The following is a 24,104-nucleotide window of genomic DNA, read 5'->3' as shown; positions in this document are numbered from 1 at the left end:
CATCATCATCACCTCGCAACTGCCAACGGACAATTGGTATGATGCAATCGGAGACCCTACAGTAGCAGATGCCATTATGGATCGTATTATACATACGGCGCACCGGATTGAGCTGACAGGAGAAAGTGTCCGTAAAATGGCTGCATACAGAGGGAAATAAACTAAAATAATAATAACCCCATCGGTCAAGACTTTTTAAGGGGGCATTGTTGAATGTTTTAAGGGGGCAGAATCGCTTGGTTTTAGGGGGCAGCTTACACTGGATTTTCCAGAAGGCATATAACACCCTTTCTTCAGTAAATACTTGGAAGGATAAGTAATAAATTTCCGATATCCAGAACGTATCAGGATAACTGCATCAATACCAATCCCTTTCATATGTTGAAAGTCCAAATCCCATTCTTTCATTCCCCAATTTTGATGAGGAATATCATGCGAAATTTCATCTAGAAAAGTTCCGGTTATTTTCAACCCATTATTCTTTGGAACAATCAAGGTATCTCCCAAGTCAGTTCCTGATATAGGAAATAGGCACCCCTCTTTGTTTGATGCAGTACTCAAAAAGGAAGGAGCTGCAAACAGTGAAGCTCCGGCTAATACTGACTTTTTCAAGAAATCTCTTCGGTCATTTGTTTTCATTTGTTGTAGGTCTTTCTTAGTATTCTTCTATTTAATCTGCCACAAATATAGATATATTTATTAATTAGACAATATTTAATAAAAGATTTTATTATATTAAACTCAGTAATTAACCTTTTTAATTAATATAAGATAAATAAATAATAAAATAAAGGGGAATATATTATAAAACCACATGCAAATAAGAGTAGTTACCAAATAATTTTAATATCTTTGGCAAGGATACACAAAGCAACCATTATGAAGCAAGAATTATTAAAAGAAATAGAAATGGGGAGCAAAAATGCTCTGCTAAAAAAGAAAATCATTACACATTATATATATAATGGTAGTTCCACTATTACTGATTTATCCAAAGAGCTGGATTTAAGTGTGCCTACAGTAACCAAATTTATCAGCGAAATGTGCGATGATGGCTATATTAATGATTACGGAAAGCTAGAAACTAGTGGAGGACGTCATCCCAGCCTCTATGGACTCAATCCTAAATCCGGTTACTTTATAGGAGTAGACATCAAAAAGTTTGCCATTAACATTGGACTTATTAATTTCAAGGGTGATATGGTAGAACTGAAAATGAATATCCCATATAAGTTTGAAAATACCCAGGAAGCCTTGGAGAAACTATGTAAACTCATCAGTAATTTTACAAAGAAAGCAGGAATCAATCCAGAAAAGGTATTAAACATTTGTATCAATATATCAGGGCGAGTTAATCCTGAATCAGGTTACAGCTTCAGCATGTTTAACTTTTCCGAACTTCCGTTAGCAGAAGTATTAGCCAAGAAAATCGGATATTCCGTTTGTATAGATAATGACACTCGTGCCATGACTTATGGAGAATATATGCAAGGATGTGTCAAAGGAGAAAAGAATATCATCTTTGTAAATATAAGTTGGGGACTTGGCATTGGAATCATTATAGATGGAAAAGTTTATACCGGTAAATCTGGATTTTCTGGAGAATTCGGACATGTCAATGTATTCGACAATGAGATTCTATGCCACTGTGGCAAAAAAGGATGCTTGGAAACAGAAGCATCCGGTTCTGCTTTGCATCGTATTTTGTTGGAACGTATCAACAACGGAGAATGTTCCATATTATCCAGTCGTATAGCCACTAAAGAAGACCCACTCACACTGGACGAAATTATTGCAGCAGTAAACCAAGAAGATTTACTCTGTATTGAAATTGTGGAAGAAATTGGCCAAAAGTTAGGAAAACAAATTGCAGGATTAATCAATCTATTCAATCCTGAACTGGTAATTATAGGAGGAACACTGTCATTGACTGGGGATTACATTACACAGCCTATAAAAACCTCTGTGAGAAAATATTCTCTGAATCTAGTAAACAAAGATTCGGTTATTATAACTTCCAAACTAAAAGACAAGGCGGGTATTGTAGGGGCATGTATGCTTGCACGAAGCAGGATGTTTGAGAGCTAAAGTTCCAACATCCGCTTCATAAAAGCCTTTATTCCTTCTGCATCAGAAGTCTGAGGAGCCCACGAAGCCAAATCCTCTGAGGGTAGAGGCTGATATGGGCCTTTTTTAATTTCAAAAATAACGGTACCTGACTCCAAGGCAATAATACTATGCCATGTATTAGAAGGAATTTCCAGACCATATTTACCTTCCGAAGGATTGAGGCATACCTTATCTGTTACATTACCGGCATCATCATAAAAAAATGCCAGCAGACTTCCACGCAAAACCAGATAAGTTTCTTCCTTATCTGTATGACGGTGAGGAGGAAGATAAGTTCCCGGTTCCAAAGCATTCAGCAACCGATGAATAGGAGCATCCATAGACGCATGAAAATTATAATTCATACGTAAACGAGAATTCTCCTTAGCTTGTGAGGTAACGGTATCCAGCAGTTCTTCTGTAATCAGCTTCATCATAACTTCAGCAATTGGGCAAACTTGGCAGGAAGTTCTGCTTTGCCCGCCTCAATAGACAAACTTTTTCCTTCATTATCTACTAATATAGCAGCCTTCTGCAAGGAAGCCAATGAGGCAACTTCCGACACATTACCGGCAACAAACAAACATCCGGAAAAAAGAGGAGTAATCACCTTCCGGGTATGCCCTTTCCATTTTACAAACACAGCCTGCATCGGGCAATATGTAGTATATCCCGCAGCATTCAAACGCTGCATCAACTTATGTTCAGACTTGGGTGCTGTGTACAATGCATGCCAGCACATCATATCATTATCCGTCATCATATTGTTTGCTTTTTCCATCCCTTTAATAAATCTTTTACAAATAATATCCATCCCACACTGCCGACACCTGCCAAGAACATGAAGCCGATCAAAATCATCAATTTATTGGGCTTTGCAGGCTTCAAAGGTACCGTAGCCGGCTGAACAACCGTATATACCGGTGTAATCTCCTGTACCTTAGCTCTTGCCATCTGCAATTGTTGAGACACTTGTGTATATACTTGATAGGCTAAATTCATTTCATTCTGTAAACGCTCTTGCTCTGCGCGATAACTCAGCAATATTATATTCTGGTTTGCATCTACAAAATTTGCGTATTTCTTCTGGGCAGACTCATAACTGGCCTTTGCTTCTCCATAAAGTTTTTCGGTAAATGCCAAATCATGACGAGCCTTATTAGTCCGATAATCTGTGATGTAGTTCTGCAGGCAATGCATCACGGTATCCGTCAGCGAAGCAGATATCAAAGGATCCTGCATAGTAACAGACAAGGTTGTCACACCTGTCTTTTTGTCTACGGAAACAGAGATACGTTTACTTAAAGCATCTGCAATGGCAGACTCATCTTTAGTAAGACGAAAAGGATCCAGCTTTGCATCCCCCTCTTCCGGTTCATCCTTAAACAAAGACAATGTCCATCCCAACACCTTAAAAGGAGCGGAGAAAATTGCACTCCACCAAGGAGAACGCTGTTCTTCTTTCAAATAAGCATATAAAGTCGTGTCTACTTTTGCTTTCTGATCCTTGACTTTAACATCGAACAGTTCAATCAGAAAAGGAGTAGAACTTACAATATCAGGATAAAGTTCGGGTGACAAAGCATCTTCACCAGAAGAAGTACCCAAATTGATACCCGCCATGGCTGCAAGGGCTCCCATACTTCCGCCACCAGATTTGCCACCACTCTCTGGAGCCAACGTCACACTTGTAGAGTACTCCTTAGGAATACTAAATGCAACAACCAGTCCAACAAGGGCAGCGATACCACACGCCTTAAAAACCAATTTGCGACTAGCCCATACTTTCTGGGCCAGTTCTATCAAATCTATTTCTTGTTCCTCTGGTTGTGGAGAAGTTATGTTTTGTATTCTTTCTTCGCTCATAATTCAAATTACTTAAAGAGATTAACCATAGTCGCAATCATCGCTGCAATAGAAGCTGTCGTACTTCCCATTCCCAGAATTTCAGCAGTAGTCATCTTCTTTTTCTGTTCTTTACTTGGAACAATTATTTCACAACCAGGTTCAATGGCTTTCTTGTTTCCTGCTCTTAAACGAGAAACTGTACCATTCATGTATATTACATAGACCTTGCGTTTCTTGGCGTCATTACCAAAGCCACCAGCCTGGTTGATGTAATATTTCAAGCTTTCACCCTTTTTATATAAAACTGTATTCGGATACATTACAGCACCGTTGATTTTCACTGTACTTACGTACTCCGGAACAAATAATACATCTCCCTCGCGAAGCACCATATCAGCATCTGAACCAGGATTTTTCAAGGCCTCTCCCAGATTTATACCTACAGAATAGGTATCGGACAAATCCAATCTTTTTACAGATATGGAATCTCCGCCTCCCGCTTGCGCCATACGCAGAGCATCTTCCTTACGGCGGAATTCTTCTTCGGTCATCCTACGTATAAGACGCGCTCCTTTTATATAAGCATCGGGAGTTACTCCACCAGCCTTAGCTATCAAGTCACTCAAACGTTCATTCTTTTTCGATAGTGCATAATTACCGCTAAAAAGGACTTCTCCGCCCACCATAACATTCTGTTGTTTAAAATAGGACGGACTCTTACGAACATAAATTTCATCAAAAGGCTCAAGATGGAAATCCTGGCTTCCTTCTCCCACCAATAAGCCATCTTTCAAATCAAAAGAGAAATTCTGGCCTACTGTAGTACTGAAAGATGTACTCTTCGGATCTTTCATGCGCCGTGCAACTTCAACCTTTGTTGTAGCCGCCGCCTCCAACAAGCCACCAGCCTGCAACACCAAATCCTCTACTGTCATTTTATCAGAATAAAGATATGTACCCGGATTGGCAACTTCACCATGAATGGTAAGTGTAGCTTCTTCCTTCAAGTCATGAATACTTGGAATATATAAAATGTCATTCTTCTGCAAAGGAATATCTGCAGCCGTCCCGTTCAGCAAACCTTTCACATCTACTTGTATAACCTCATGCGACAAGTCTTCAAGTTCACGATCGATTATAGCACGGTTTAAGAATGCATCTCCGCGAAGTCCTTCCGCTTTCTTAATCAGCTGCTTCACTGTATTCATCGTACCGTCCAACTGATACAAACCTTCACGATATACAGCACCGCGGACTTCCACACGATTCTCAAAACGCTGTAAAACGGAATCAACCGTTATCTTATCACCGTCATCTACGCGGAATACGGAATAATCCATCTCATCCACATTATAAATTTGATGCTCACGTCCACTTTTACGGATTATACGTAATGCTTTCTTATAAGCATCACCCGTAAAACCACCTGAATACTTCAATAATGTACCTACGGTTTCAGTGGGTTTCATTTCATAAAACATCGGACGTTTTACCTTACCTAATATCTGTACCAGTGACTGGTAAGGATCCACAAGAATTACATCACCATCCTGCAGACGGATGTCATCCTTCATTTTTCCTTTCATAAGTAAATCATAAACATCCAAATCCGCTATTGTATTTCCATTGCGAATCACTTTAATACTGCGCAAACTACCAATCGGGTTCACACCACCTGCACGATATAAAGCATGAAATACGGAAGCAAATGATGAGAGGGTATAAGTTCCGGGCACCACAACTTCACCCATAACGTTTACTTGAATAGAACGTATTTCTCCTAATGTCAGTTTAACTTGGGTAGACGGAACATTTCCGGTTACTCCAGAATATATTCTGGCAAATTCTTGTTTCAAATAATTATTGGCTTCCTTTACAGTTTTGCCACTCAGATAAACCGGTCCTAAATTATTCACAAGAATACTTCCTTCCGGAGAGATTGTTTGTCGAATCGTTGTTTCAGAAGCTCCCCACACATCAATAATCACCTCGTCACCAGGCCCCAGACGATAATTCTCGGGAGTAGCAACATTCACATTGGGTTCGAAAGTCAAATTATCGTTAGTAAAAATATTATGACCATAAATTTGCGAAGTCGGATCCTCTGTTTCCTTCTCTTGAGACAAGGAACGATTATCCATCATTTGTAAAGAATCCCCTGCAACATCCGTTTGTCTGGCAGAATAAGTTTCCGAGGTTGTACGCAGCCCTTTGACTACGCCACTCATTTCACCACGTTGACGAGAACGCTTCTCATCTTGGGTATTGCTCTGCGGACTTCCAGATTTAGAGTTTTCATACTTTTTCTGAATTCTTTCAACTTGTTCCTTTGTCACTCCCCGCCGCATTAATTCAGTAGTAATCTGCTTTTGATTTTTGCCCATCTGCTGAGCGCTTTTTACATACTGAACAACCTGATCATCTGACATCTGCTGAGCAAAAGCTACCCCTGACAAAGTAAATACCAAAAAGAATAGTGTTATTAATCTACGCATAAGATATTCTGATTAATCTTTTGAGTTCTTGTAATAAATATAAATCGGGCACAAAGGTAATATATTATTTTTATAATATACATTTATTCCACCTCTAAGTTTCAGAAAAAGCATTAAAAAGCTGTCACTTTCACGTCTTTTCATTGGGTAGAAGAAAGCGGGAAAATTGGCACTATTTTTTTCATTAGTCCAATCAAAATAGCCTTTTTTTCAGTATAACTATATTGCACCAAGGCCAGCACTTCTTCCCGCACATGTTCATAATCATCAACAGATGCCTTTTCACGCTTTATCTTTTCACTGATTACAGAATCCAAAAGTCCATCCCCAGGCCCTCCCACAATGTACACTTCTCCCCCATCCCCCATGACTCCCACTTCCAGGGTGAGCATACAAGCTTCAGACAAAGTAATCAAACAATGAGTATTCGTCGGATACACCTCACCCAAACGTACTATGAACATATCAGTTTCCCCTTTGTCGCGTTTCAACCTGCAATCAGATGACTGCACATATATTTCCGCCACACGCTTACTATATTCCATAGCATTTTCCGGATGACGTGCATTAGCAGCAGATATCATAACCATACGGGACACTCTATACTTTACCGCCAAGTCCGCAATATTCACTGTCCCCGATATATTCGTTTGAATTGCCTCCGACACAAAATCATCCATCAGTTGTACATGCTTATAAGCAGCAGAATGAAAAACAAGTTGAGGACGTGTTTCTTCAAATATAGCCTCCATACGCGTACGGTTAGCAACATCTGCAACCAATACACGGACCTCCAGATTCTTCCAATGATCAGACAATTCCAACTGTACATCATACAATGGGGATTCTGCCTGATCTACCAGAATCAACTGATAAGGATTCAGTGTAGCCAACTGGCGGACGATTTCCCTTCCTACAGCTCCCGCCGCTCCCGTAACCATTACTCTACGCCCCTCGATATGGGCCGTAATTTTACGCACGTCAACTTGTACCGGTTCTCTACGGAGCCAATCTTCTATTTGAATGTCCTTTATCAGTCCATCGTCCATACAATCGCTTAAGGGAGGAACGGTCATTACATGAATATCATGAGAGAACAGTTTATCCAGCATTCCGGAATTTTCCAAATCCGACACCTTGCTTGGAGAGATAATGATTGTATCCACTTTCTTTTTCTTTAGACGGTCAAACAGTTGCTCATCATTGGGATATACCCTGCATCCCATCGTATGTTTACCTATCATATCAGGTTCGTCCGAAATAAAGCCACACAGGCGATAATGATTATTACGACTAACTCTCAAGGATTTTGCAACATTGACTCCAGTCCCATGGAATCCATAAATAAAAACATTCACGCAATGACGTGCATCAAAAGCAATAGCTTCATAAAGCATCTTCACAGCAATGCGCATACAAGCCATCAGAGAGAAGGTGAACATATATGCCATAAACAGAATGCTGTTCGGCAAAGTTTCTCCAAGCCCCGAAACAGACCAACAGTAATTCCCTAAAAACAGTACAGCATAGCTTATCGTAAGACTCCAAAACACACGATAAATATCCACAAAAGAGGAAAAACGGATAACACCCACATAAGTACGGAGAATATGAAAGAAACAGACATTACACAAGACAGCCAAAATGGTCAGCCATACATACAAAGAAATTTCATAAGATACGGACGAAAGCCTATATTGCAAAAAACATGCAGAAAGCATGGAAATCACAACGATAATTACATCTACCAACAACACCGTCCATTTGGACGCTATGCGTGAAGAAAGATATTTATAATAGATTCTTAAATTCATAATCAGTATCAGACTTATTTGCTATAGGACCTACGACAAAGATGCTTCTTTTCGTTTTATTATCCAATTTTTATGGCAATAAAGTTCAGGACATTCAAATAGAAAATTATCCCACTAAAATATTTCTAAAAAAAACAGAGATTCTTTTTGCCTTTTCAAATAAAGATGTACCTTTGCACCCCGTAAACAAAAGCTTATTGCCGCTATAGCTCAGTTGGTAGAGCAACGCATTCGTAACGCGTAGGTCGCCAGTTCAAGTCTGGCTAGCGGCTCGATATTCAAGCACTGATTATCTGGAATAATCAGTGCTTTTTCTTTTCAAGAATTGTTAGAATAAAAAACGCTCTTCTACGAATATATTTGCATAAAACACAATGCCCTTCCAAACAGTTTAATCCATAGCCGCATAATTATCCCAAAGCAAGTAAAGCTAGTTTAAAACAGCACCATCTGATTACAATGATAACTTGAAACATATAGGCACATTATTAAAAACATAATACACCTTATATTATACATAGTAATTCCCAATATTTGCGGCAACTTTTCAATAACCCGATTTTTCAATCTTAAATAAAGGATTGAGGTGATTGAAGAACACAAGCCAAAATCAAAAGGCTACCATAGGTTTCTATAACATACTATAAAAAAATGGAAAGAATCAAGTTATTTACAGCGGCTTTGCTGCTGGCGGCTATATCCGCAGGAAATGATGTGTGGGCGCTTTCCGATTCAAGAAAGAAAGACACGCGTCCGGTAGAATCACCCCAATTCTTCAGTGGAAACGCCAACCCGCTGTTGGATTTCATTTTTGTGGCCGACCCGACATCGGTGGAATACAACGGAAGGCTCTATGTGTATGGAACCAATGACACCCAGCAACTGGACAGTGTGGGAAAAGACGGCAAAAACACATACCAATACATCCCATTCACTGGTCATGCTGTCCACCGATGACATGGTAAATTGGACTTATCACGGACTGATTGACGTAAAGGCCCTCTCGCCATGGGGTATAGCCTCATGGGCGCCATCCATCGTATCGCGGGTGGAATCGGACGGTAAGACGTATGCTGGTGAGCCAGTTCACCCAAGGATTAGGCCACTGCAGGGCTCCTTTCGACCCGGGTGCCGTGATAGATGACGAAGGTACAGGATGGTTGTCATTCGGCGGAGGCGGAAAGGGGGAAGTCGGCACCGACTACATGCCCGAAGATGCCCGCATTGTCCACTTGGGCAAAGACCTGATTAGTCTGGACAGCGAGATAGTAGAGACAAAAGCTCCCTATCGTACATGACTTCGCACACGCCGCTCGACACCGACAACTGGCAGTATGTGGACAACTATTTCAAGAATCCCGGAGACTATTCATATGATAAGCACTACGCATTCGACCATCACTACAGATTCTCTCTGAAAAAAGCATGCTCCGACTATGTAGTTTCCAATAAAAAATGTATCTTGCGGAGATTTATTAAATACGATATGAACATGAAACCCTATCTAATCCCCTTCTTTGCAACTGTTGCACTGACCGCAACCGCTCAACAAAAAAACGAGATTACCAGCGTCCTCGAAATACTGGATGTAACCAACGGTAACCGGACCGTCGTAAAAGAATTTCCCTACCGGATTGAAGCTCCCAATTGGACGCCCGACGGGCAATGGCTGCTATACAACAGCGAAGGAAAGCTTTACCGCCTTTCCCCCACCTCGCCTGCCGAACCGGAACTGATAAACACCGGATTTGCCCAAAACTGCAACAACGACCACGTCCTCTCGACCGACGGACAGCAGATAGCCATCAGCCACGGGACGAAAGAAGACTATAAATCGCGCATTTATACACTTCCCATCACGGGCGGCACTCCCCGTTTAATAACACCTATGGCTCCCAGCTACCTCCACGGTTGGAGCCCCGACGGCAAAGAGCTTGCCTATTGCGCCGAACGAAACGGCAACTATGACGTCTATACCATCCCGGCGGAAGGAGGTGAAGAAACCCGCCTGACCACTGCCGAAGGTCTGGATGACGGACCGGAATATTCCCCCTGCGGACAATACATCTGGTTCAATTCCGTACGCACCGGACTCATGCAAGTCTGGCGCATGAAGGCAGACGGCTCCGAACAGACTCAGATGACCTTTGACGAAACCCGTAACTCCTGGTTCCCCCACATCTCCCCTGACGGAAAATCCGTTGTATTCATCACCTACTACAAAGGTGACCTGGAACCGGGAGAGCACCTGGCAAACAAGAACGTAGAGCTGCGCCTAATGCCCGCAAACGGTGGAGAACCCAAGACATTGTTAAAGCTTTTCGGCGGACAAGGCACCATCAATGTCAACTCATGGGCACCGGACAGCAAACGCATAGCCTTTGTCAGCTATCGAATTAACTGATATGACTTGATGGTTTTCACTCCATTTTTTACTAACTTTGCCCGACTAAAGATGCAGTAAAACAAAATGGAAAAGAAGAAAATCATTATCGGAACATTCGTCGCACTGATTCTTATTGGAGCAGCTTGTGCAGGAACAGTATACTACTATCTGTTTGCCCCGCAATTCCATCCGAAAAAGACAGTCTATATCTATATAGACCGCGACGACACCGCCGACTCCATATATAATAAGGTGGAACAACAAGGCCATCCTCGAAGCTTCACCGGCTTCCGCTGGATGGCCCAATACAAGAAATATTCCGAAAATATACACACCGGACGCTACGCCATCCGGCCGGGGGAAAACGTATATCACGTATTCAGCCGTCTGTACCGCGGATATCAAGAACCTACGAACCTCACCGTCGGCAGCGTACGCACACTGGACCGGCTGGCACGCAGCGTAGGCAAACAGCTCATGATAGACTCCACCGAAATAGCCGGATTGATGAACGACTCCGCATTCCAACAAAAACTGGGATACAACAAAGAGACCCTGCCCTGCCTCTTCATCCCCGAAACCTACCAAGTCTATTGGGACATGAGTGCAGAAGAGTTCTTCGAAAGAATGCAAAAAGAGCACCAGAAGTTCTGGAACCAGGAACGCTTAGACAAAGCCACCGCCATCGGAATGACCCCGACGGAAGTCTGCACCCTCGCCTCCATCGTCGAGGAAGAGACAAACAACAATCCCGAAAAACCAATGGTGGCAGGGCTCTACATCAACCGCCTGCACACCGGCATGCCCCTGCAAGCCGACCCTACCATCAAATTTGCCTTGCAGGACTTCGGCTTGCGGAGAATTACGAATGCCCATCTGGCAGTAAAGTCACCCTACAACACCTACATCAATGCCGGACTACCTCCCGGTCCTATACGCATCCCCTCACCCATCGGACTGGATGCTGTGCTGAATTATACGAAACACAACTACCTCTATATGTGTGCCAAAGAGGACTTCTCGGGCACCCATAACTTTGCATCCAATTATGCCGAGCACATGAAAAATGCAAGAAAATATTGGAATGCATTAAACGAAAGAAAGATTTTTAAGTAATTTGCTGATAAAATAAAAGCAAAATCCTATATTTGCGTCAAATATTAATCCATGACTAACACTTAAATATTCAGATATGAGCAAGCAACTCTTACTTGGCGATGAAGCCATTGCACAAGCTGCATTAGATGCCGGACTTTCGGGTGTATATGCCTATCCCGGCACTCCTTCTACGGAAATCACCGAATATATTCAGATGGCACCGATTACTGCCGAAAAGAACATCCATAACCGCTGGTGCTCTAACGAGAAAACTGCGATGGAGGCTGCCCTGGGCATGTCCTTTGCAGGCAAGCGTTCACTGGTGTGCATGAAGCACGTGGGTATGAACGTAGCTGCCGACTGTTTCATCAATTCCGCCATTACCGGCGTAAAAGGCGGTCTGATAGTCATTGCTGCCGACGACCCCAGTATGCACTCTTCACAGAATGAGCAGGACAGCCGTTTCTATGGCGACTTCTCCCTCATCCCGATGTACGAACCAAGCAACCAGCAAGAAGCATACGACATGGCGTACAACGGATTCAGCTTCTCCGAACAGACCGGCGAACCCATCCTGATGCGCATGGTTACGCGCCTGGCACACTCCCGTTCCGGCGTAGAGCGCAAGGAGCAGCAACCGCAGAATGAGATTTCCTTCAGCGACGACCCGCGTCAGTTCATCCTCCTGCCGGGTAATGCACGCAAACGTTACAAAGCATTGCTGCAACGCCAGGACGAATTTATCAAAGCTTCTGAAAACTCCGCTTACAACAAATATACCGACGGCCCCAACAAAAAGCTGGGTATCGTGGCATGCGGCATCGGCTACAACTACCTAATGGAAAACTATCCCGAAGGTTGCGAATATCCGGTTCTGAAAATCGGACAATATCCGTTGCCCAAGAAACAGCTGATGCAGCTGGTAGAAGCATGTGACGAGATTCTGGTACTGGAAGACGGACAACCGTTCGTAGAAAAACAGCTGAAAGGCTATCTGGGCATCGGCATCAAAGTAAAAGGCCGTTTGGACGGCACTCTTTCACAAGACGGAGAGCTGAACCCGGACAGCGTGGCACGTGCCGTAGGCAAGGAGAACAAGGCTGAATTCAGCGTTCCTTCTCTGGTAGAGATGCGCCCGCCCGCTTTGTGCGAGGGTTGCGGCCATCGCGACATGTACACGGTGCTGACCCAAGTATTGAAAGAAGAATATCCCACTTATAAGGTGTTCAGCGACATTGGTTGCTACACGCTGGGAGCCAATGCCCCATTCAACGCCATTAACTCTTGTGTGGATATGGGCGCCTCCATCACCATGGCGAAGGGTGCTTCAGATGCCGGCCTGCATCCTGCCGTAGCCGTCATCGGCGACTCCACCTTCACCCACTCGGGCATGACGGGACTGCTGGATTGCGTCAACGAAAACGCCGACGTCACCATCGTCATCTCCGACAACGAAACCACCGCCATGACCGGAGGACAAGATTCTGCCGGCACCGGACGTCTGGAAGCCATCTGCGCCGGCATCGGTGTAGCTCCCGAACACATCCGCGTCGTAGTGCCCTTGAAGAAAAACTACGAAGAGATGAAGCAAATTATCCGGGAAGAAATCGAGTACCACGGCGTATCCGTCATCATCCCCCGCAGAGAATGTATCCAAACATTAGCACGCAAAAAAAGAAACAAGTAAAGCCATGAAAAAAGACATCATACTTTCCGGCGTAGGAGGACAAGGTATCCTCTCCATCGCCACCGTAATCGGCAAAGCAGCCCTCAAGGACGGACTCTACATGAAGCAGGCAGAAGTACACGGCATGAGCCAGCGAGGCGGCGACGTGCAGTCCAACCTGCGCATCAACGACCAACCTATCGCTTCGGACCTCATTCCCACAGGAAAATGCGACCTCATCATCTCCCTGGAACCGATGGAAGCACTGCGCTACCTCCCCTACCTCAGCCCCGAAGGTTGGCTGGTGACCAATGAAGCCCCCTTCATCAACATTCCCAACTATCCGGCAGAAGAAGACATCAAGGCCGAAATCAACAAGCTGCCGCATAAAATCATGCTGAACGTAAACGAAGTGGCAAAAGAAGTCGGCTCTCCCCGCGTAGCGAACATCGTACTGCTGGGCGCCACCATCCCCTTCCTCGGCATCGACTACGCAAAGGTGCAAGACAGCATCCGCGAAATCTTCCAACGCAAGGGCGACGCCATTGTAGAGCTGAACCTCAAAGCGTTGGCTGCCGGCAAAGAGATTGCTGAAAAACTGATGTAAACTATAATTGACTCTAAATTTCAACATACCATGAATAACAAATACTGGGAAGAAGAGATTGAAACGATGCCCCGTGAGCAGTTGCGCGAACTGCAACTGCAACGGTTAAAAAAGACTGTCAGCATTGCCGCCAACTCTCCTTATTATAAAAAGGTATTCCAAGAGCATGGCATCACTGCCGACAGCATCCGGTCTGTAGAAGACATACGTAAGATACCGTTTACCACCAAGGCCGATATGCGCGCCAATTATCCTTTTGGATTAGTAGCAGGCGATATGCGTGAGGACGGAGTACGTATCCATTCTTCCAGTGGTACTACGGGCACGCCGACGGTCATCGTACACTCCCAACACGATTTGGACTCTTGGGCTAACTTAGTGGCACGCTGCCTCTATATGGTAGGTATCCGTAAGACGGATGTTTTCCAAAACAGCTCCGGTTACGGCATGTTCACCGGAGGACTGGGCTTTCAGTATGGAGCCGAACGCCTGGGTGCGCTGACTGTTCCTGCCGCTGCCGGAAACAGCAAGCGTCAGATAAAGTTCATCACCGACTTCAAGACCACTGCCCTGCATGCCATTCCCAGCTATGCCATCCGCTTGGCAGAGGTATTCCAGGAAGAAGGGATGGACCCCGCCGGCACAAGTCTGAAAACGCTTGTTATCGGTGCCGAACCCCACACAGACGAGCAACGCAGAAAGATTGAGCGCATGCTTGGCGTCAAAGCCTACAACAGCTTTGGTATGACTGAAATGAACGGTCCCGGCGTAGCCTTCGAGTGCACCGAACAAGACGGCATGCACTTCTGGGAAGATTGCTACCTGGTCGAAATCATTAACCCGGAAACCGGCGAACCCGTACCGGAAGGTGAAATCGGCGAACTGGTACTGACAACGCTGGACAGAGAGATGATGCCCCTCATCCGCTACCGTACACGCGACCTTACCCGCATCCTGCCCGGCAAGTGCCCTTGCGGACGTACCCACATCCGTATAGACCGCATCAAAGGCCGTAGCGACGATATGTTCATCATCAAGGGAGTCAATATCTTCCCCATGCAGGTGGAAAAGGTGCTGGTACAATTCCCCGAATTGGGCAGCAATTACCTCATCACGCTCGAAACGGTCAATAACCAGGATGAGATGATTGTGGAAGTTGAACTTAGCGACCTCTCTACCGACAATTACATCGAGCTGCAAAAGATTAGCAAAGCCATTACCCGCCAGCTGAAAGACGAGATTCTGGTAACTCCGAAGTTACGGTTGGTAAAGAAAGGTTCCTTGCCGCAGAGCGAAGGAAAAGCCGTCAGGGTAAAAGACTTACGGGACAACAAATAAACTTAAAAAAACTCTTTTCAAAACAGACCATCTGTTCACCCGATACAGATGGTCTGTCTTGTATAAACACATCATCTATCTTCCCTTGACACATCATCTGTTTCAGCATCACGTATCATCGTTTCACAATCACCCACATCCGCATAAAACGAAAGAGGAACGGTTATCCAAACAGATTACCGTTCCTCTTTTATAGAAAGCCGCACCGATGATGTGATGAAACTCCGTATGACATGATTTGAGTGCTCCTCCTCTTTGTAATCCACCGACTCAAGAGTTACCCCGAAGGGCGTGGCCCGCCATTGAGAAGCGAAGCTTGTCTCGGTATTTCATAAAAATTGATGAGTTTCCCGATCCAATCAATGCGGCTATTTTTTCTATAACAAAGGTAATGAGTTTCTATGAAAGAAACAAGTAAAAGCAGTAAATTGTTTCAAGTCCTTTTCAAGTTTTAACCCCTCCCCGGAGTATCAGAAAACAAAAAGTGCTGACTACCAAAAGAGTAATCAGCACCTCGTAATTTATCTGCTAACTGTTTTTATGCAGCCTTTGCTTTAGCAACGATAGCCTTGAAAGCTTCCGGATGGTTCATCGCTAAATCAGCCAACACTTTGCGGTTGATTTCGATACCAGCTTTGTGCAAAGCGCCCATCAGCTTAGAGTAAGACATACCTTCCAGACGAGCGGCAGCGTTGATACGCTGAATCCACAAAGCACGGAAGTTTCTCTTCTTGTTCTTACGGTCACGGAACGCATAGGTCAAACCTTTTTCCCAAGTATTCTTGGCAACGGTCCAAACGTTCTTTCTTGCACCAAAGTAACCTCTGGTCAATTTCAAAATTTTCTTTCTTCTTGCTTTAGAAGCAACATGATTTACTGATCTTGGCATAGTTTTACTTGTTTTTGAATGTTAGCGCCGTTACTTCACGCAGCGGACTTAAAGCTAATGCATTCGGTTAATAACTTTAATACTTTTGTACGCTTTTCAATTACTTCATTGCTAAGAGCTCTTTCACCTGGCTTACATCTGTTGTACTAACAAGTGTAGAGTAGCACAAGTTTCTTTTCTGCTTCTTAGTTTTCTTAGTCAGGATGTGACTATGAAAAGCGTGCTTTCTTTTGATTTTACCTGTTCCGGTAAGAGTAAATCTCTTTTTAGAACCGGAGTTAGTCTTCATCTTTGGCATCTTTTTTAAACTTTTTAATTATTAAATTATATGGCAACGCACTATACCTATGGCGTTACTCACTTCTTTATTCTTCTTCGGTTTCAGCCGACGCAGCCTTTGGCGCATCTTCGGCAGGCTTGGGAGCCGCGCTCTTCTTAGGTGCCGCCACTTTCTTCGGAGAGAGCTGGATTGTCATTCTCTTTCCTTCCAAAACCGGCATTTGGTCTACCTTCGCATAGTCTTCCAAATCATTGGCAAAACGGAGCAGCAACACTTCACCTTGCTCTTTGAACAAGATGGAACGTCCTTTAAAGAATACGTAGGCCTTCACCTTGTCACCATCTTCCAAAAAGCCTTTAGCATGCTTCAACTTGAAGTTATAGTCATGGTCATCTGTCTGAGGTCCAAAACGTATTTCCTTCACGTTCACTTTTACCTGCTTTGCCTTTTGCTCTTTCTGACGCTTCTTTAACTGATAAAGAAATTTAGAATAATCAATAATACGACAAACAGGGGGTTGTGCATTTGGAGAAATCTCCACGAGATCCGCTTCATGTTCTTCAGCAAGTCTTAAAGCCTGCGCTATCGGATACACTTTTGGTTCTACTTCATCGCCCACTATGCGGACTTCTTTGGCCCGGATTTGTTCGTTAATCCGATGTTGCCCTTTTAAGCTGTCATTCTTCATTAAATAACGTTTACTTCCAGTTTGTTTCTTATTTACTATTCCCAAATTAATGTTTTTGTTAAGTAAAAGCGAACTTTAGAACATCTAATATATGCTATGCTTCTACAATTGGGCGCAAAGTTACCATTTATTTATCATATTCTGAACTTCTTCGTTCATTTTTTTGGCAAATTCTTCAAATTTCATGGTTCCTTTATCACCTTCTCCCTGCTTGCGGACAGCAACTTCCTTGTTTTCAGCCTCCTTTTCACCTACAACCAGCATGTACGGAATACGCTTCATCTCATTGTCACGAATCTTACGGCCAATCTTTTCATTGCGCTCATCCACAATGGCACGGATGTCATATCGCTTCAAGTATTGTTTCACTTCATGCGCATAGTCGTTGAACTTCTCGCTGATAGGCAGGATGGCAACCTGGTCGGGAGTCAGCCACAACGGGAACTTACCGGCCGTATGCTCAATAAGCACAGCCACGAAGCGTTCCATGGAGCCGAACGGAGCACGGTGAACCATTACGGGACGGTGCTTCTGATTGTCGGCACCGGTATATTCCAGCTGAAAACGTTCCGGCAGGTTGTAGTCCACCTGGATGGTACCCAGCTGCCAACGGCGACCGATGGCATCCTTCACCATGAAGTCCAATTTAGGACCATAGAAAGCGGCTTCTCCATATTCTATTTTTGCCTTCAGACCCTTTTCTTCACAAGCTTCGATGATGGCTCGTTCTGCTTTTTCCCAGTTCTCGTCGCTACCGATATATTTTTCGCGGTTCACCTTGTCGCGCAAGGAAATCTGTGCCTCGAAGTTCTCGAAGTCCATAGATTCGAACACGATGGAGATAATGTCCATAACACGGAGGAACTCATCCTTCACCTGGTCCGGACGGCAGAAGATATGCGCATCATCCTGCGTAAAGCTACGTACACGTGTCAAACCGTGCAACTCGCCACTCTGCTCGTAACGGCAAACCGTACCGAACTCTGCCAAACGTAAAGGCAGGTCTTTGTAAGAACGGGGTGAGTTCTTGTAAATCATACAGTGGTGAGGGCAGTTCATCGGTTTCAAGAAGTATTCCTCTCCTTCTTCCGGCGTGTGGATGGGCTGGAAGGAGTCCTTACCATATTTTGCGTAGTGTCCGGAAGTGATGTAAAGCAATTTGTTGCCGATGGGCGGACACATTACTTCCTGATAATCGTAACGGGCCTGGATGCGGCGCAAGAAGTCCTGCAAGCGGATGCGCAGTGCAGTACCTTTGGGTAGCCACATCGGGAGTCCCTTACCTACGGTGTCGGAGAACATGAACAAGTCCATCTCCTTACCGATTTTGCGGTGGTCGCGCTTCTTGGCTTCTTCCAGCAGAACAAGATACTCATCCAGCATCTTCTTCTTCGGGAAGGTGATACCATAGATACGGGTCATCATCTTACGGTCTTCTTGTCCACGCCAATAAGCACCGGCAACGGAAGTCAGCTTAATAGCCTTGATAGGAGCTGTGGTCATCAAGTGAGGGCCACGGCACAAGTCGGTAAATGCACCCTGCGTATAAGTTGTGATGTGGCCGTCTTCCAATTCGGAAATCAGCTCGCATTTATAAGTTTCTCCACGATCACCGAACATCTTCAAAGCATCTGCCTTGGCAATGTCTTGTCTGACAACCGCTTCTTTCTTAGCCACCAGTTCAGCCATCTTTTTCTCAATGGCTGGCAGGTCAGCTTCCTTGATAGTCGTTTCACCCGGGTCCACATCATAGTAGAAACCGTTTTCGATAGCAGGACCTATACCGAACTGGATGCCCGGATAGAGTTCCTGCAAAGCTTCGGCCAGCAAGTGGGCACTGGTATGCCAAAAGGCATGCTTACCCTGCTCATCCTCCCATTTATAAAGAACCACTTCAGCGTCTTGCATGATAGGACGCCCCAAATCATAAATTTCTCCGTTCACGCCACAAGCCAGCACGTCTTGTGCCAATCGCGAACTGATGCTTTCTGCAATCTGCAGTCCCGTTACTCCTTCGTTATATTCACGAACAGAGCCGTCTGGAAATGTTATCTTTATCATAGTTTATATGTATATTTCATTTTTCAGAACGCAAAAATAGCTAATTCTTTTTGATATTCTATTTTTTAGCAAAAAAATGTTATTCCCGTGTATCTGTAAACCTCTTTATGATATTATAGGCCGAGACAATGCCCAACTCTCCGGCTTTACTCAAATCGGCAATACCTTGTTTGTTATTCCCCAGGAAGATGTGCGTCAACCCACGGTTAAAGTATGCTTCAGCAAAATCGGGACTCAGCTCAATCGCCTTGTCATAATCCGCCAAGGCGGCACGGTAATCCTTCAGTAACGAAGACACATTGCCACGGTTATAATAGCCATAGACAAAATCAGGAGCCAATAGAATAACGTGATCCAGGTCATTCTTCACAACTTCATAATCGATGGCTGTCACTTCAGGCTTCTTCATTTCCGTTGTACCCGAAGTGGCACCTTCACTCATTGTGGCTTCGGCCTTTTTATATTCCAGTTGCTTATAACGCACCAAAGCACGCATAAAGTATGCCGGGAAGAAAGTGTCGTCCAACAAGATACTCTTTGTAAAGTCATCTATGGAACTGGCAAAATCCTGAACCAGATAGAAATCCAGACCTCTCATGAAACGTTTCTTGGCGTTCTTCTCGTCAGCCACCACATCAGACGTATGAGCGTCTATCAAAGCAAAGTGAAAGCGTACTTGTTCCTCCGTCAACGGAGCTTCCATATTGGTGATGCGCAGTGGCTTCGGGAACAGTTTCGAATGGTTCAGTTCCTCAATATACTTATGATAATGTACGATACGCTTCACATCGCTCAGTTTCTCATAATAAGTCAAAGCATACATCGGCTCGAGCTTGATGGTCACATTCCGGTCTTGTACACGTCCGCGATAATCGCTCTTATAACGCTGGTCAGCTTCCGAATCGTCCGCTATTACAATTTTCCGATAATTTTCCATGTTCTTGTCGGATTTCTTACGGGTCTTCCCGCCATCTCCATTGGAGTTTTCCGAGGAATTATCCGCAACATCCTTACTGTCGTCACCTTCCTTTTTGTCACCAGAAGAAACACCGTTACGCTTGTCTATCTGCATCTTCATGATTTTGAACTCATCCTGCTCGGCTCCCTTATGGTCGCCAATCTTTTTACGGGCTTCGGCACGCTGATAATAGCCGGCCATAAAGTTAGGATATTCTGCAATCACTTTGGAATAGTCACTGATAGCTCCCCGGTAATCCCCCGTCTGCGCACGTAACAAACCACGATTGAAGGTGGCCATCATGTTATCCGGTTCCATCTTCAACACAAAATCAAAATCCTCTATTGCCCGGTTGTCATCGCCCACCTGGGCACGTAGCAAACCGCGGTTGTAGTGCCCGAGAAAATTATTCGGATCAATATCCAAAGCCAAATCATAGTCACTCATGGCGCCTCTCAAATTATTCTGATGGAAACGCGCCAAGGCACGGTTGATATAGTTACCGGCATTCTTTGCACTCAGATGGATAGACTGGTCCAAATCAGCTTCAGCCTCTTTATACTTCCCCTGCTGGAGGCGTACAATGGCTCTTGCCCCCCATCCATCCGGGTCATAACGGTCCATATCGATGGCTTTGTCAAAATCACGCAAAGCTTGTATCGTATCATTCTGTTTCAGGGAGACTTCCCCGCGCATCAGATAGGCACGTGTATATCTGGGGGCAATTGTCAGAAGCGTACCCAAATCTTCCTTAGCCGCCTCATAATCTTCTTTCTGAATATGGCAAAGGGAAAGATTATGCCAAAGCACCACATTCTCCGGGTCGTATTTGATAGCGGTTTTATAATCTTCAATCGCCTCGTCAAACTTGTTCTGACGGATACGTGCCAGTCCTCTGATCTGGTAAGCACCTACCACAAAAGGATTTCTTTGAATCGCAGCATCACAATCACTCTCCGCTCCCTGATAGTCATCCAAATTGATTTTTGCCAGTCCACGGAAGAAATAAGGCTCATATAAATAAGGTTTCGCGTTGATTACCTGATTAAAATATTGGATAGAAAGCACGTAATCCTCAAAATACAATGCATTCCGAGCAATGGTCATCACCCGTTCCGTATTGATTTGTGCATACAACAATGTGGGTAACAGCAAAATAGCCGTCAGTATTTTTTTTATCATCTTGTTTTATAAATGCTTGTAAACGAAACAAAAGTAATGTTTTTCGTTTACTTGTCAGGATTCACGGAATACTTTTTATATTTTTTGAGCCTTTTATAGCATATTATATGATTGACTTATTTCTTTACGGTTTTCACCTTATAAGTACAGTGTGCCTTGCCTTTCAACATGGCATTCAGTTTTCCTTTAATCATCTGCTTGCGCAACGGAGACAAATGGTCGATGAACATCTTTCCTTCCAGATGGTCGAACTCGTGCTGCATCACGCGTGCCAGGTAGCCTTCGATAATCTCATCGTGCGGTTCCAAGTTCTCGTCCAGGTATTGCACGCGTATTTTGTTGCCACGCTTCACTGATTCATGAATTCCGGGAAGGCTCAAGCAACCCTCGTCCATAGAAACTTCCTCACCGGACACTTCCAGGATATGGGCATTGATATACGCTTTGCGGAAATCTTTATATTCTGGCAAATCATCAGACAAGACATCCAGATTAATGGTTACTACGCGGATAGGCAAACCTATTTGCGGTGCAGCAAGTCCCACACCTTCAGCATTGTCCATCGTTTCAAACATATTCTCAATAAGTTCTTTCAAATTCGGATAGTCCGGGGCAATATCCTCTGCTACCTTTCTCAATACGGGCTGGCCGTACACATAAATGGGTAAAATCATTTCCTTTACTACAAATTACTAATTACAAATTACTTTCTATACATTATAAAAAAGAGAAACGTTTGTTCTCTAAATAAGTTTGCAGAATAATAGTTGCACTGATTTCATCCACCAGTGCTTTATTTTGGCGGTCTTTCTTTTTCAATCCGGCCTCAAGCATCGTCCGATGAGCCAGAACAGAAGTAAAACGCTCGTCTACATATTCAACCGGCATGTCAGGCAGTTTCTTCTTCAGCGAACGGACAAAAGGTTCGATATTCTTCATATTTTCCGAAGCCTCATTGTTCATCTGCTTAGGAAAGCCTACCAAGATACGCTCTACCGGCTCCTTAGCCACATAATCAAGAAGAAACTGCAACAATTGGTGTGTAGGCACAGTTGTCAGTCCATTCGCAATCATCTGCAATGTATCACTCACGGCTATTCCCGTGCGTTTCCGACCGTAGTCTATGGCTATTATTCTACTCATAATGGGCTACAAAATTACGATTAAAATTTGAATTCCGCCGTTAATCTTACATATATAATACAGAAAAAGGGATGTCTGATAGTATCAAACATCCCCTCCTCTGATTTTTTCACTAATTATTTCAAATGAATTTTGTATGTCAACCCTCCACTGAAATATTTCATCCTCTGCATTTCCACCTGCACATGCAGATGCTTGAACAACAGATAAGTGGCTCCCAAGGCAAAGTCCTTGGAGTCATATTCCGCTATCATCCTTAACTGCGGATGAAAGGACGGATTGTAGGTGACACCCAATGCAAAGCCATTCAGTTTGTACTCCTTGCGGTTGTTGTAAAGGTAGGAAAGATGGACACCGATCTCCTCCTTACCCGCAACGGGTATATGCTTGGAGGCGGCAATATAGAAACGACTGTAATAGCCGTTACCTTCCGTGGTGCCGACCTGGCCGCCGCCGGAGGAAGTGAACGGGTCGGACGTCCCCAGCACGACAGCCGGCATGTATTTCCAGAACTGCCCCTCCTTCAACACACGCAGACGGGCGGAAAAGTAGCGGTCCTGGTTCGTGAATCCGCTGTATCCGTATGGCTTCAATCCTAACGCCTCCGCCTTGAAGAGCGTACACGTGTAGGCCACTTCCAGAAAGGGGAAGATGGTGACATTTAGGAAGTAGTTGTAGGTATGATAGTACCAGGTGGGCGGTGTGAGCTCCTTGTTCAAGAAGTTACCGCCAACCATGAAAGTCTTGTCACGCTGCATCTCCGCAGAGGGCGCATGCAACAGCCCGGTCGTACCATACGTCAACTGGGAAAAGGCCGAAAGGGAAAGGCTGCAAAACAGAACGATAAAGAATAGCTTAAACTTCATCATCACATATAAATTCAGTCGCTGATAAAAAATGGATTGCTTTATGACATGCATCGGACATAGTACCAAAAAAAGGCGTCTGAGTCCCAGACGCCTTCATTTTTAGAGTCTATTTGTCACTTGGAGTATATTATTCCAGGATAACTACGCGGTTCAAGAAGTTCTTGCCGAACATATTGGCAGTACCACCGAATCCAACGAGTTCGAGCTGGTCTTTGTCAACACCCTGAGCAATCAAGGCATCGTAAACAACCTGAGCACGCTTTTCAGACAGCTTCTGGTTCCAAGAAGCGCTACCGGTAGCCTTGTCGGCATAGCCTGCAACCTTGTACTTCTTGTCCGGATTAGCCTTCAGAATCTTGGCTGCCAGTTCGATGTTAACCTTGCCATAGTCGTCCAGACGGGCGCTGCCAATCTTGAAGAAGATGGCACGCGGACCGGCAACTTCAACTTCCTTGGTCACTTCCTTAACTTCAGGTTTAGCGTTGGCCAGTGCATTCTTGCAGTTAGCCAGGTCAGCTTGAGCCTGAGCCAGTTCACTTCTATATCTGTTGATTTCTGCATTGACTGCGTCTTCGTCAATCTTAGAAACCGGAACGAACTTCTTACCGCCGAAGATGTAGCTAACGCCTGCGGTCAGCATACCTGTACCTTCAGCCTTGCGATGGCTGCTGAT

At 44.4% G+C, this 24,104-nt stretch carries 23 protein-coding genes, 1 tRNA gene and 1 pseudogene; 10 read left to right on the top strand and 15 right to left on the bottom strand.

Annotation, left to right across the window (positions count from 1 at the left end):
- The coding region (locus CSD97_RS17965) for an ATP-binding protein (protein WP_159461942.1) at positions 1-160 on the top strand (160 nt) is incomplete at its 5' end.
- A 110-nt stretch (positions 161-270) separates the two neighbouring features.
- On the opposite strand, the pseudogene CSD97_RS17960 reads toward CSD97_RS17965, so the two are convergent.
- A pseudogene (locus tag CSD97_RS17960) lies at positions 271-639 on the bottom strand (DUF4434 domain-containing protein); the annotation flags it as partial.
- Positions 640-879: 240 nt separating this feature from the next.
- On the opposite strand from CSD97_RS17960, the gene CSD97_RS17955 reads away from it, so the two are divergent.
- The gene (locus tag CSD97_RS17955) at positions 880-2,088 is read left to right on the top strand and encodes an ROK family transcriptional regulator (RefSeq protein WP_098032843.1); all 1,209 of its coding nucleotides are present in this window, start codon (positions 880-882) and stop codon (positions 2,086-2,088) included.
- Here CSD97_RS17955 and CSD97_RS17950 read toward each other — a convergent pair.
- From CSD97_RS17950 to CSD97_RS17930, 5 genes are all read right to left on the bottom strand, one after another.
- On the bottom strand, positions 2,085-2,543 hold the full coding sequence (locus tag CSD97_RS17950) for a WbuC family cupin fold metalloprotein (protein WP_057097974.1): 459 nt from the start codon (positions 2,541-2,543) through the stop codon (positions 2,085-2,087). The genes CSD97_RS17955 and CSD97_RS17950 overlap by 4 nt on opposite strands.
- Positions 2,543-2,890: a UpxY family transcription antiterminator gene (locus CSD97_RS17945; protein ID WP_087332657.1), complete on the bottom strand. Its 348-nt coding sequence runs from the start codon at positions 2,888-2,890 to the stop codon at positions 2,543-2,545. Before CSD97_RS17945 ends, CSD97_RS17950 begins: the two co-directional genes overlap by 1 nt.
- Positions 2,869-3,975: a Wzz/FepE/Etk N-terminal domain-containing protein gene (locus CSD97_RS17940; RefSeq protein WP_005827908.1), complete on the bottom strand. Its 1,107-nt coding sequence runs from the start codon at positions 3,973-3,975 to the stop codon at positions 2,869-2,871. Before CSD97_RS17940 ends, CSD97_RS17945 begins: the two co-directional genes overlap by 22 nt.
- A gap of 8 nt (positions 3,976-3,983) precedes the next feature.
- Positions 3,984-6,452 (bottom strand): SLBB domain-containing protein, encoded by a 2,469-nt coding sequence (locus CSD97_RS17935; protein ID WP_098032842.1) that lies wholly within the window; start codon positions 6,450-6,452, stop codon positions 3,984-3,986.
- 140 nt (positions 6,453-6,592) lie between these two features.
- Complete coding sequence (locus CSD97_RS17930; protein ID WP_098032841.1) at positions 6,593-8,266, bottom strand: SDR family NAD(P)-dependent oxidoreductase; 1,674 nt, start codon at positions 8,264-8,266, stop codon at positions 6,593-6,595.
- 199 nt (positions 8,267-8,465) lie between these two features.
- Between CSD97_RS17930 and CSD97_RS17925 the strand changes: the two genes are divergently transcribed.
- The 8 genes from CSD97_RS17925 to CSD97_RS17895 all read left to right on the top strand — a co-directional run bounded on the left by CSD97_RS17925 (position 8,466) and on the right by CSD97_RS17895 (position 15,361).
- Positions 8,466-8,538, top strand: a tRNA-Thr gene (locus CSD97_RS17925).
- A 379-nt stretch (positions 8,539-8,917) separates the two neighbouring features.
- Positions 8,918-9,223, top strand: coding sequence for a hypothetical protein (locus CSD97_RS17920; protein ID WP_098032840.1), 306 nt, complete (start codon positions 8,918-8,920; stop codon positions 9,221-9,223).
- A gap of 113 nt (positions 9,224-9,336) precedes the next feature.
- On the top strand, positions 9,337-9,564 hold the full coding sequence (locus tag CSD97_RS18945; RefSeq protein WP_173675125.1) for a hypothetical protein: 228 nt from the start codon (positions 9,337-9,339) through the stop codon (positions 9,562-9,564).
- 194 nt (positions 9,565-9,758) lie between these two features.
- Positions 9,759-10,670, top strand: a complete 912-nt coding sequence (locus CSD97_RS17915; RefSeq protein ID WP_034525590.1) for a TolB family protein — start codon at positions 9,759-9,761, stop codon at positions 10,668-10,670.
- A 66-nt stretch (positions 10,671-10,736) separates the two neighbouring features.
- On the top strand, positions 10,737-11,768 hold the full coding sequence (gene mltG, locus CSD97_RS17910; RefSeq protein WP_098032839.1) for an endolytic transglycosylase MltG: 1,032 nt from the start codon (positions 10,737-10,739) through the stop codon (positions 11,766-11,768).
- A gap of 76 nt (positions 11,769-11,844) precedes the next feature.
- Positions 11,845-13,437, top strand: coding sequence for a thiamine pyrophosphate-dependent enzyme (locus CSD97_RS17905; RefSeq protein WP_098032838.1), 1,593 nt, complete (start codon positions 11,845-11,847; stop codon positions 13,435-13,437).
- Between the two features lie 4 nt (positions 13,438-13,441).
- Positions 13,442-14,023 carry an indolepyruvate oxidoreductase subunit beta gene (locus CSD97_RS17900; protein ID WP_057088190.1) on the top strand — a complete coding sequence of 194 codons (582 nt, stop codon included), beginning with the start codon at positions 13,442-13,444 and terminating at the stop codon, positions 14,021-14,023.
- Between the two features lie 30 nt (positions 14,024-14,053).
- On the top strand, positions 14,054-15,361 hold the full coding sequence (locus tag CSD97_RS17895) for a phenylacetate--CoA ligase (protein WP_057088188.1): 1,308 nt from the start codon (positions 14,054-14,056) through the stop codon (positions 15,359-15,361).
- Positions 15,362-15,899: 538 nt separating this feature from the next.
- Here CSD97_RS17895 and rplT read toward each other — a convergent pair.
- The 9 genes from rplT to CSD97_RS17850 form a co-directional block, all read right to left on the bottom strand.
- Positions 15,900-16,250: a 50S ribosomal protein L20 gene (gene rplT, locus CSD97_RS17890; RefSeq protein ID WP_004289896.1), complete on the bottom strand. Its 351-nt coding sequence runs from the start codon at positions 16,248-16,250 to the stop codon at positions 15,900-15,902.
- Positions 16,251-16,350: 100 nt separating this feature from the next.
- Positions 16,351-16,548 (bottom strand): 50S ribosomal protein L35, encoded by a 198-nt coding sequence (rpmI, locus tag CSD97_RS17885; RefSeq protein WP_005827880.1) that lies wholly within the window; start codon positions 16,546-16,548, stop codon positions 16,351-16,353.
- A gap of 67 nt (positions 16,549-16,615) precedes the next feature.
- On the bottom strand, positions 16,616-17,218 hold the full coding sequence (gene infC, locus CSD97_RS17880; protein ID WP_005827878.1) for a translation initiation factor IF-3: 603 nt from the start codon (positions 17,216-17,218) through the stop codon (positions 16,616-16,618).
- 120 nt (positions 17,219-17,338) lie between these two features.
- The gene (gene thrS / locus CSD97_RS17875) at positions 17,339-19,279 is read right to left on the bottom strand and encodes a threonine--tRNA ligase (protein ID WP_005836068.1); all 1,941 of its coding nucleotides are present in this window, start codon (positions 19,277-19,279) and stop codon (positions 17,339-17,341) included.
- Positions 19,280-19,358: 79 nt separating this feature from the next.
- Positions 19,359-21,419, bottom strand: coding sequence for a tetratricopeptide repeat protein (locus CSD97_RS17870; RefSeq protein WP_005827873.1), 2,061 nt, complete (start codon positions 21,417-21,419; stop codon positions 19,359-19,361).
- 116 nt (positions 21,420-21,535) lie between these two features.
- The gene (def, locus tag CSD97_RS17865; RefSeq protein ID WP_005827872.1) at positions 21,536-22,093 is read right to left on the bottom strand and encodes a peptide deformylase; all 558 of its coding nucleotides are present in this window, start codon (positions 22,091-22,093) and stop codon (positions 21,536-21,538) included.
- A gap of 43 nt (positions 22,094-22,136) precedes the next feature.
- Positions 22,137-22,562 (bottom strand): Holliday junction resolvase RuvX, encoded by a 426-nt coding sequence (ruvX, locus tag CSD97_RS17860; protein ID WP_005836066.1) that lies wholly within the window; start codon positions 22,560-22,562, stop codon positions 22,137-22,139.
- Between the two features lie 116 nt (positions 22,563-22,678).
- Complete coding sequence (locus tag CSD97_RS17855) at positions 22,679-23,431, bottom strand: YjbH domain-containing protein (protein WP_098032441.1); 753 nt, start codon at positions 23,429-23,431, stop codon at positions 22,679-22,681.
- A gap of 127 nt (positions 23,432-23,558) precedes the next feature.
- A partial coding sequence (locus tag CSD97_RS17850; RefSeq protein WP_151882704.1) for an OmpA family protein occupies positions 23,559-24,104 on the bottom strand: 546 nt, incomplete at its 5' end.

Source organism: Bacteroides sp. AR29 (assembly GCF_900217715.1).
GTDB classification, from domain to species: Bacteria; Bacteroidota; Bacteroidia; order Bacteroidales; family Bacteroidaceae; genus Bacteroides; species Bacteroides uniformis.
Note: the sequence above shows the minus strand (reverse complement) of the source record. Positions and strands in the feature narration are given on the sequence as shown.

Bases quoted from the DNA above. Each gene is read 5' to 3' on its own strand.
- CSD97_RS18945 (WP_173675125.1), top strand. From the start codon at position 9,337: ATGCTGGTGAGCCAGTTCACCCAAGGATTAGGCCACTGCAGGGCTCCT.
- CSD97_RS17935 (WP_098032842.1), bottom strand. From the start codon at position 6,452: ATGCGTAGATTAATAACACTATTCTTTTTGGTATTTACTTTGTCAGGG.
- CSD97_RS17930 (WP_098032841.1), bottom strand. From the start codon at position 8,266: ATGAATTTAAGAATCTATTATAAATATCTTTCTTCACGCATAGCGTCC.
- CSD97_RS17940 (WP_005827908.1), bottom strand. From the start codon at position 3,975: ATGAGCGAAGAAAGAATACAAAACATAACTTCTCCACAACCAGAGGAA.
- CSD97_RS17895 (WP_057088188.1), top strand. From the start codon at position 14,054: ATGAATAACAAATACTGGGAAGAAGAGATTGAAACGATGCCCCGTGAG.
- ruvX (WP_005836066.1), bottom strand. From the start codon at position 22,562: ATGAGTAGAATAATAGCCATAGACTACGGTCGGAAACGCACGGGAATA.
- CSD97_RS17855 (WP_098032441.1), bottom strand. From the start codon at position 23,431: ATGATGAAGTTTAAGCTATTCTTTATCGTTCTGTTTTGCAGCCTTTCC.
- def (WP_005827872.1), bottom strand. From the start codon at position 22,093: ATGATTTTACCCATTTATGTGTACGGCCAGCCCGTATTGAGAAAGGTA.
- CSD97_RS17920 (WP_098032840.1), top strand. From the start codon at position 8,918: ATGGAAAGAATCAAGTTATTTACAGCGGCTTTGCTGCTGGCGGCTATA.
- thrS (WP_005836068.1), bottom strand. From the start codon at position 19,279: ATGATAAAGATAACATTTCCAGACGGCTCTGTTCGTGAATATAACGAA.
- CSD97_RS17945 (WP_087332657.1), bottom strand. From the start codon at position 2,890: ATGGAAAAAGCAAACAATATGATGACGGATAATGATATGATGTGCTGG.
- CSD97_RS17905 (WP_098032838.1), top strand. From the start codon at position 11,845: ATGAGCAAGCAACTCTTACTTGGCGATGAAGCCATTGCACAAGCTGCA.
- CSD97_RS17950 (WP_057097974.1), bottom strand. From the start codon at position 2,543: ATGAAGCTGATTACAGAAGAACTGCTGGATACCGTTACCTCACAAGCT.
- rplT (WP_004289896.1), bottom strand. From the start codon at position 16,250: ATGCCAAGATCAGTAAATCATGTTGCTTCTAAAGCAAGAAGAAAGAAA.
- CSD97_RS17955 (WP_098032843.1), top strand. From the start codon at position 880: ATGAAGCAAGAATTATTAAAAGAAATAGAAATGGGGAGCAAAAATGCT.
- CSD97_RS17915 (WP_034525590.1), top strand. From the start codon at position 9,759: ATGAAACCCTATCTAATCCCCTTCTTTGCAACTGTTGCACTGACCGCA.
- mltG (WP_098032839.1), top strand. From the start codon at position 10,737: ATGGAAAAGAAGAAAATCATTATCGGAACATTCGTCGCACTGATTCTT.
- CSD97_RS17900 (WP_057088190.1), top strand. From the start codon at position 13,442: ATGAAAAAAGACATCATACTTTCCGGCGTAGGAGGACAAGGTATCCTC.
- CSD97_RS17870 (WP_005827873.1), bottom strand. From the start codon at position 21,419: ATGATAAAAAAAATACTGACGGCTATTTTGCTGTTACCCACATTGTTG.
- infC (WP_005827878.1), bottom strand. From the start codon at position 17,218: ATGAAGAATGACAGCTTAAAAGGGCAACATCGGATTAACGAACAAATC.
- rpmI (WP_005827880.1), bottom strand. From the start codon at position 16,548: ATGCCAAAGATGAAGACTAACTCCGGTTCTAAAAAGAGATTTACTCTT.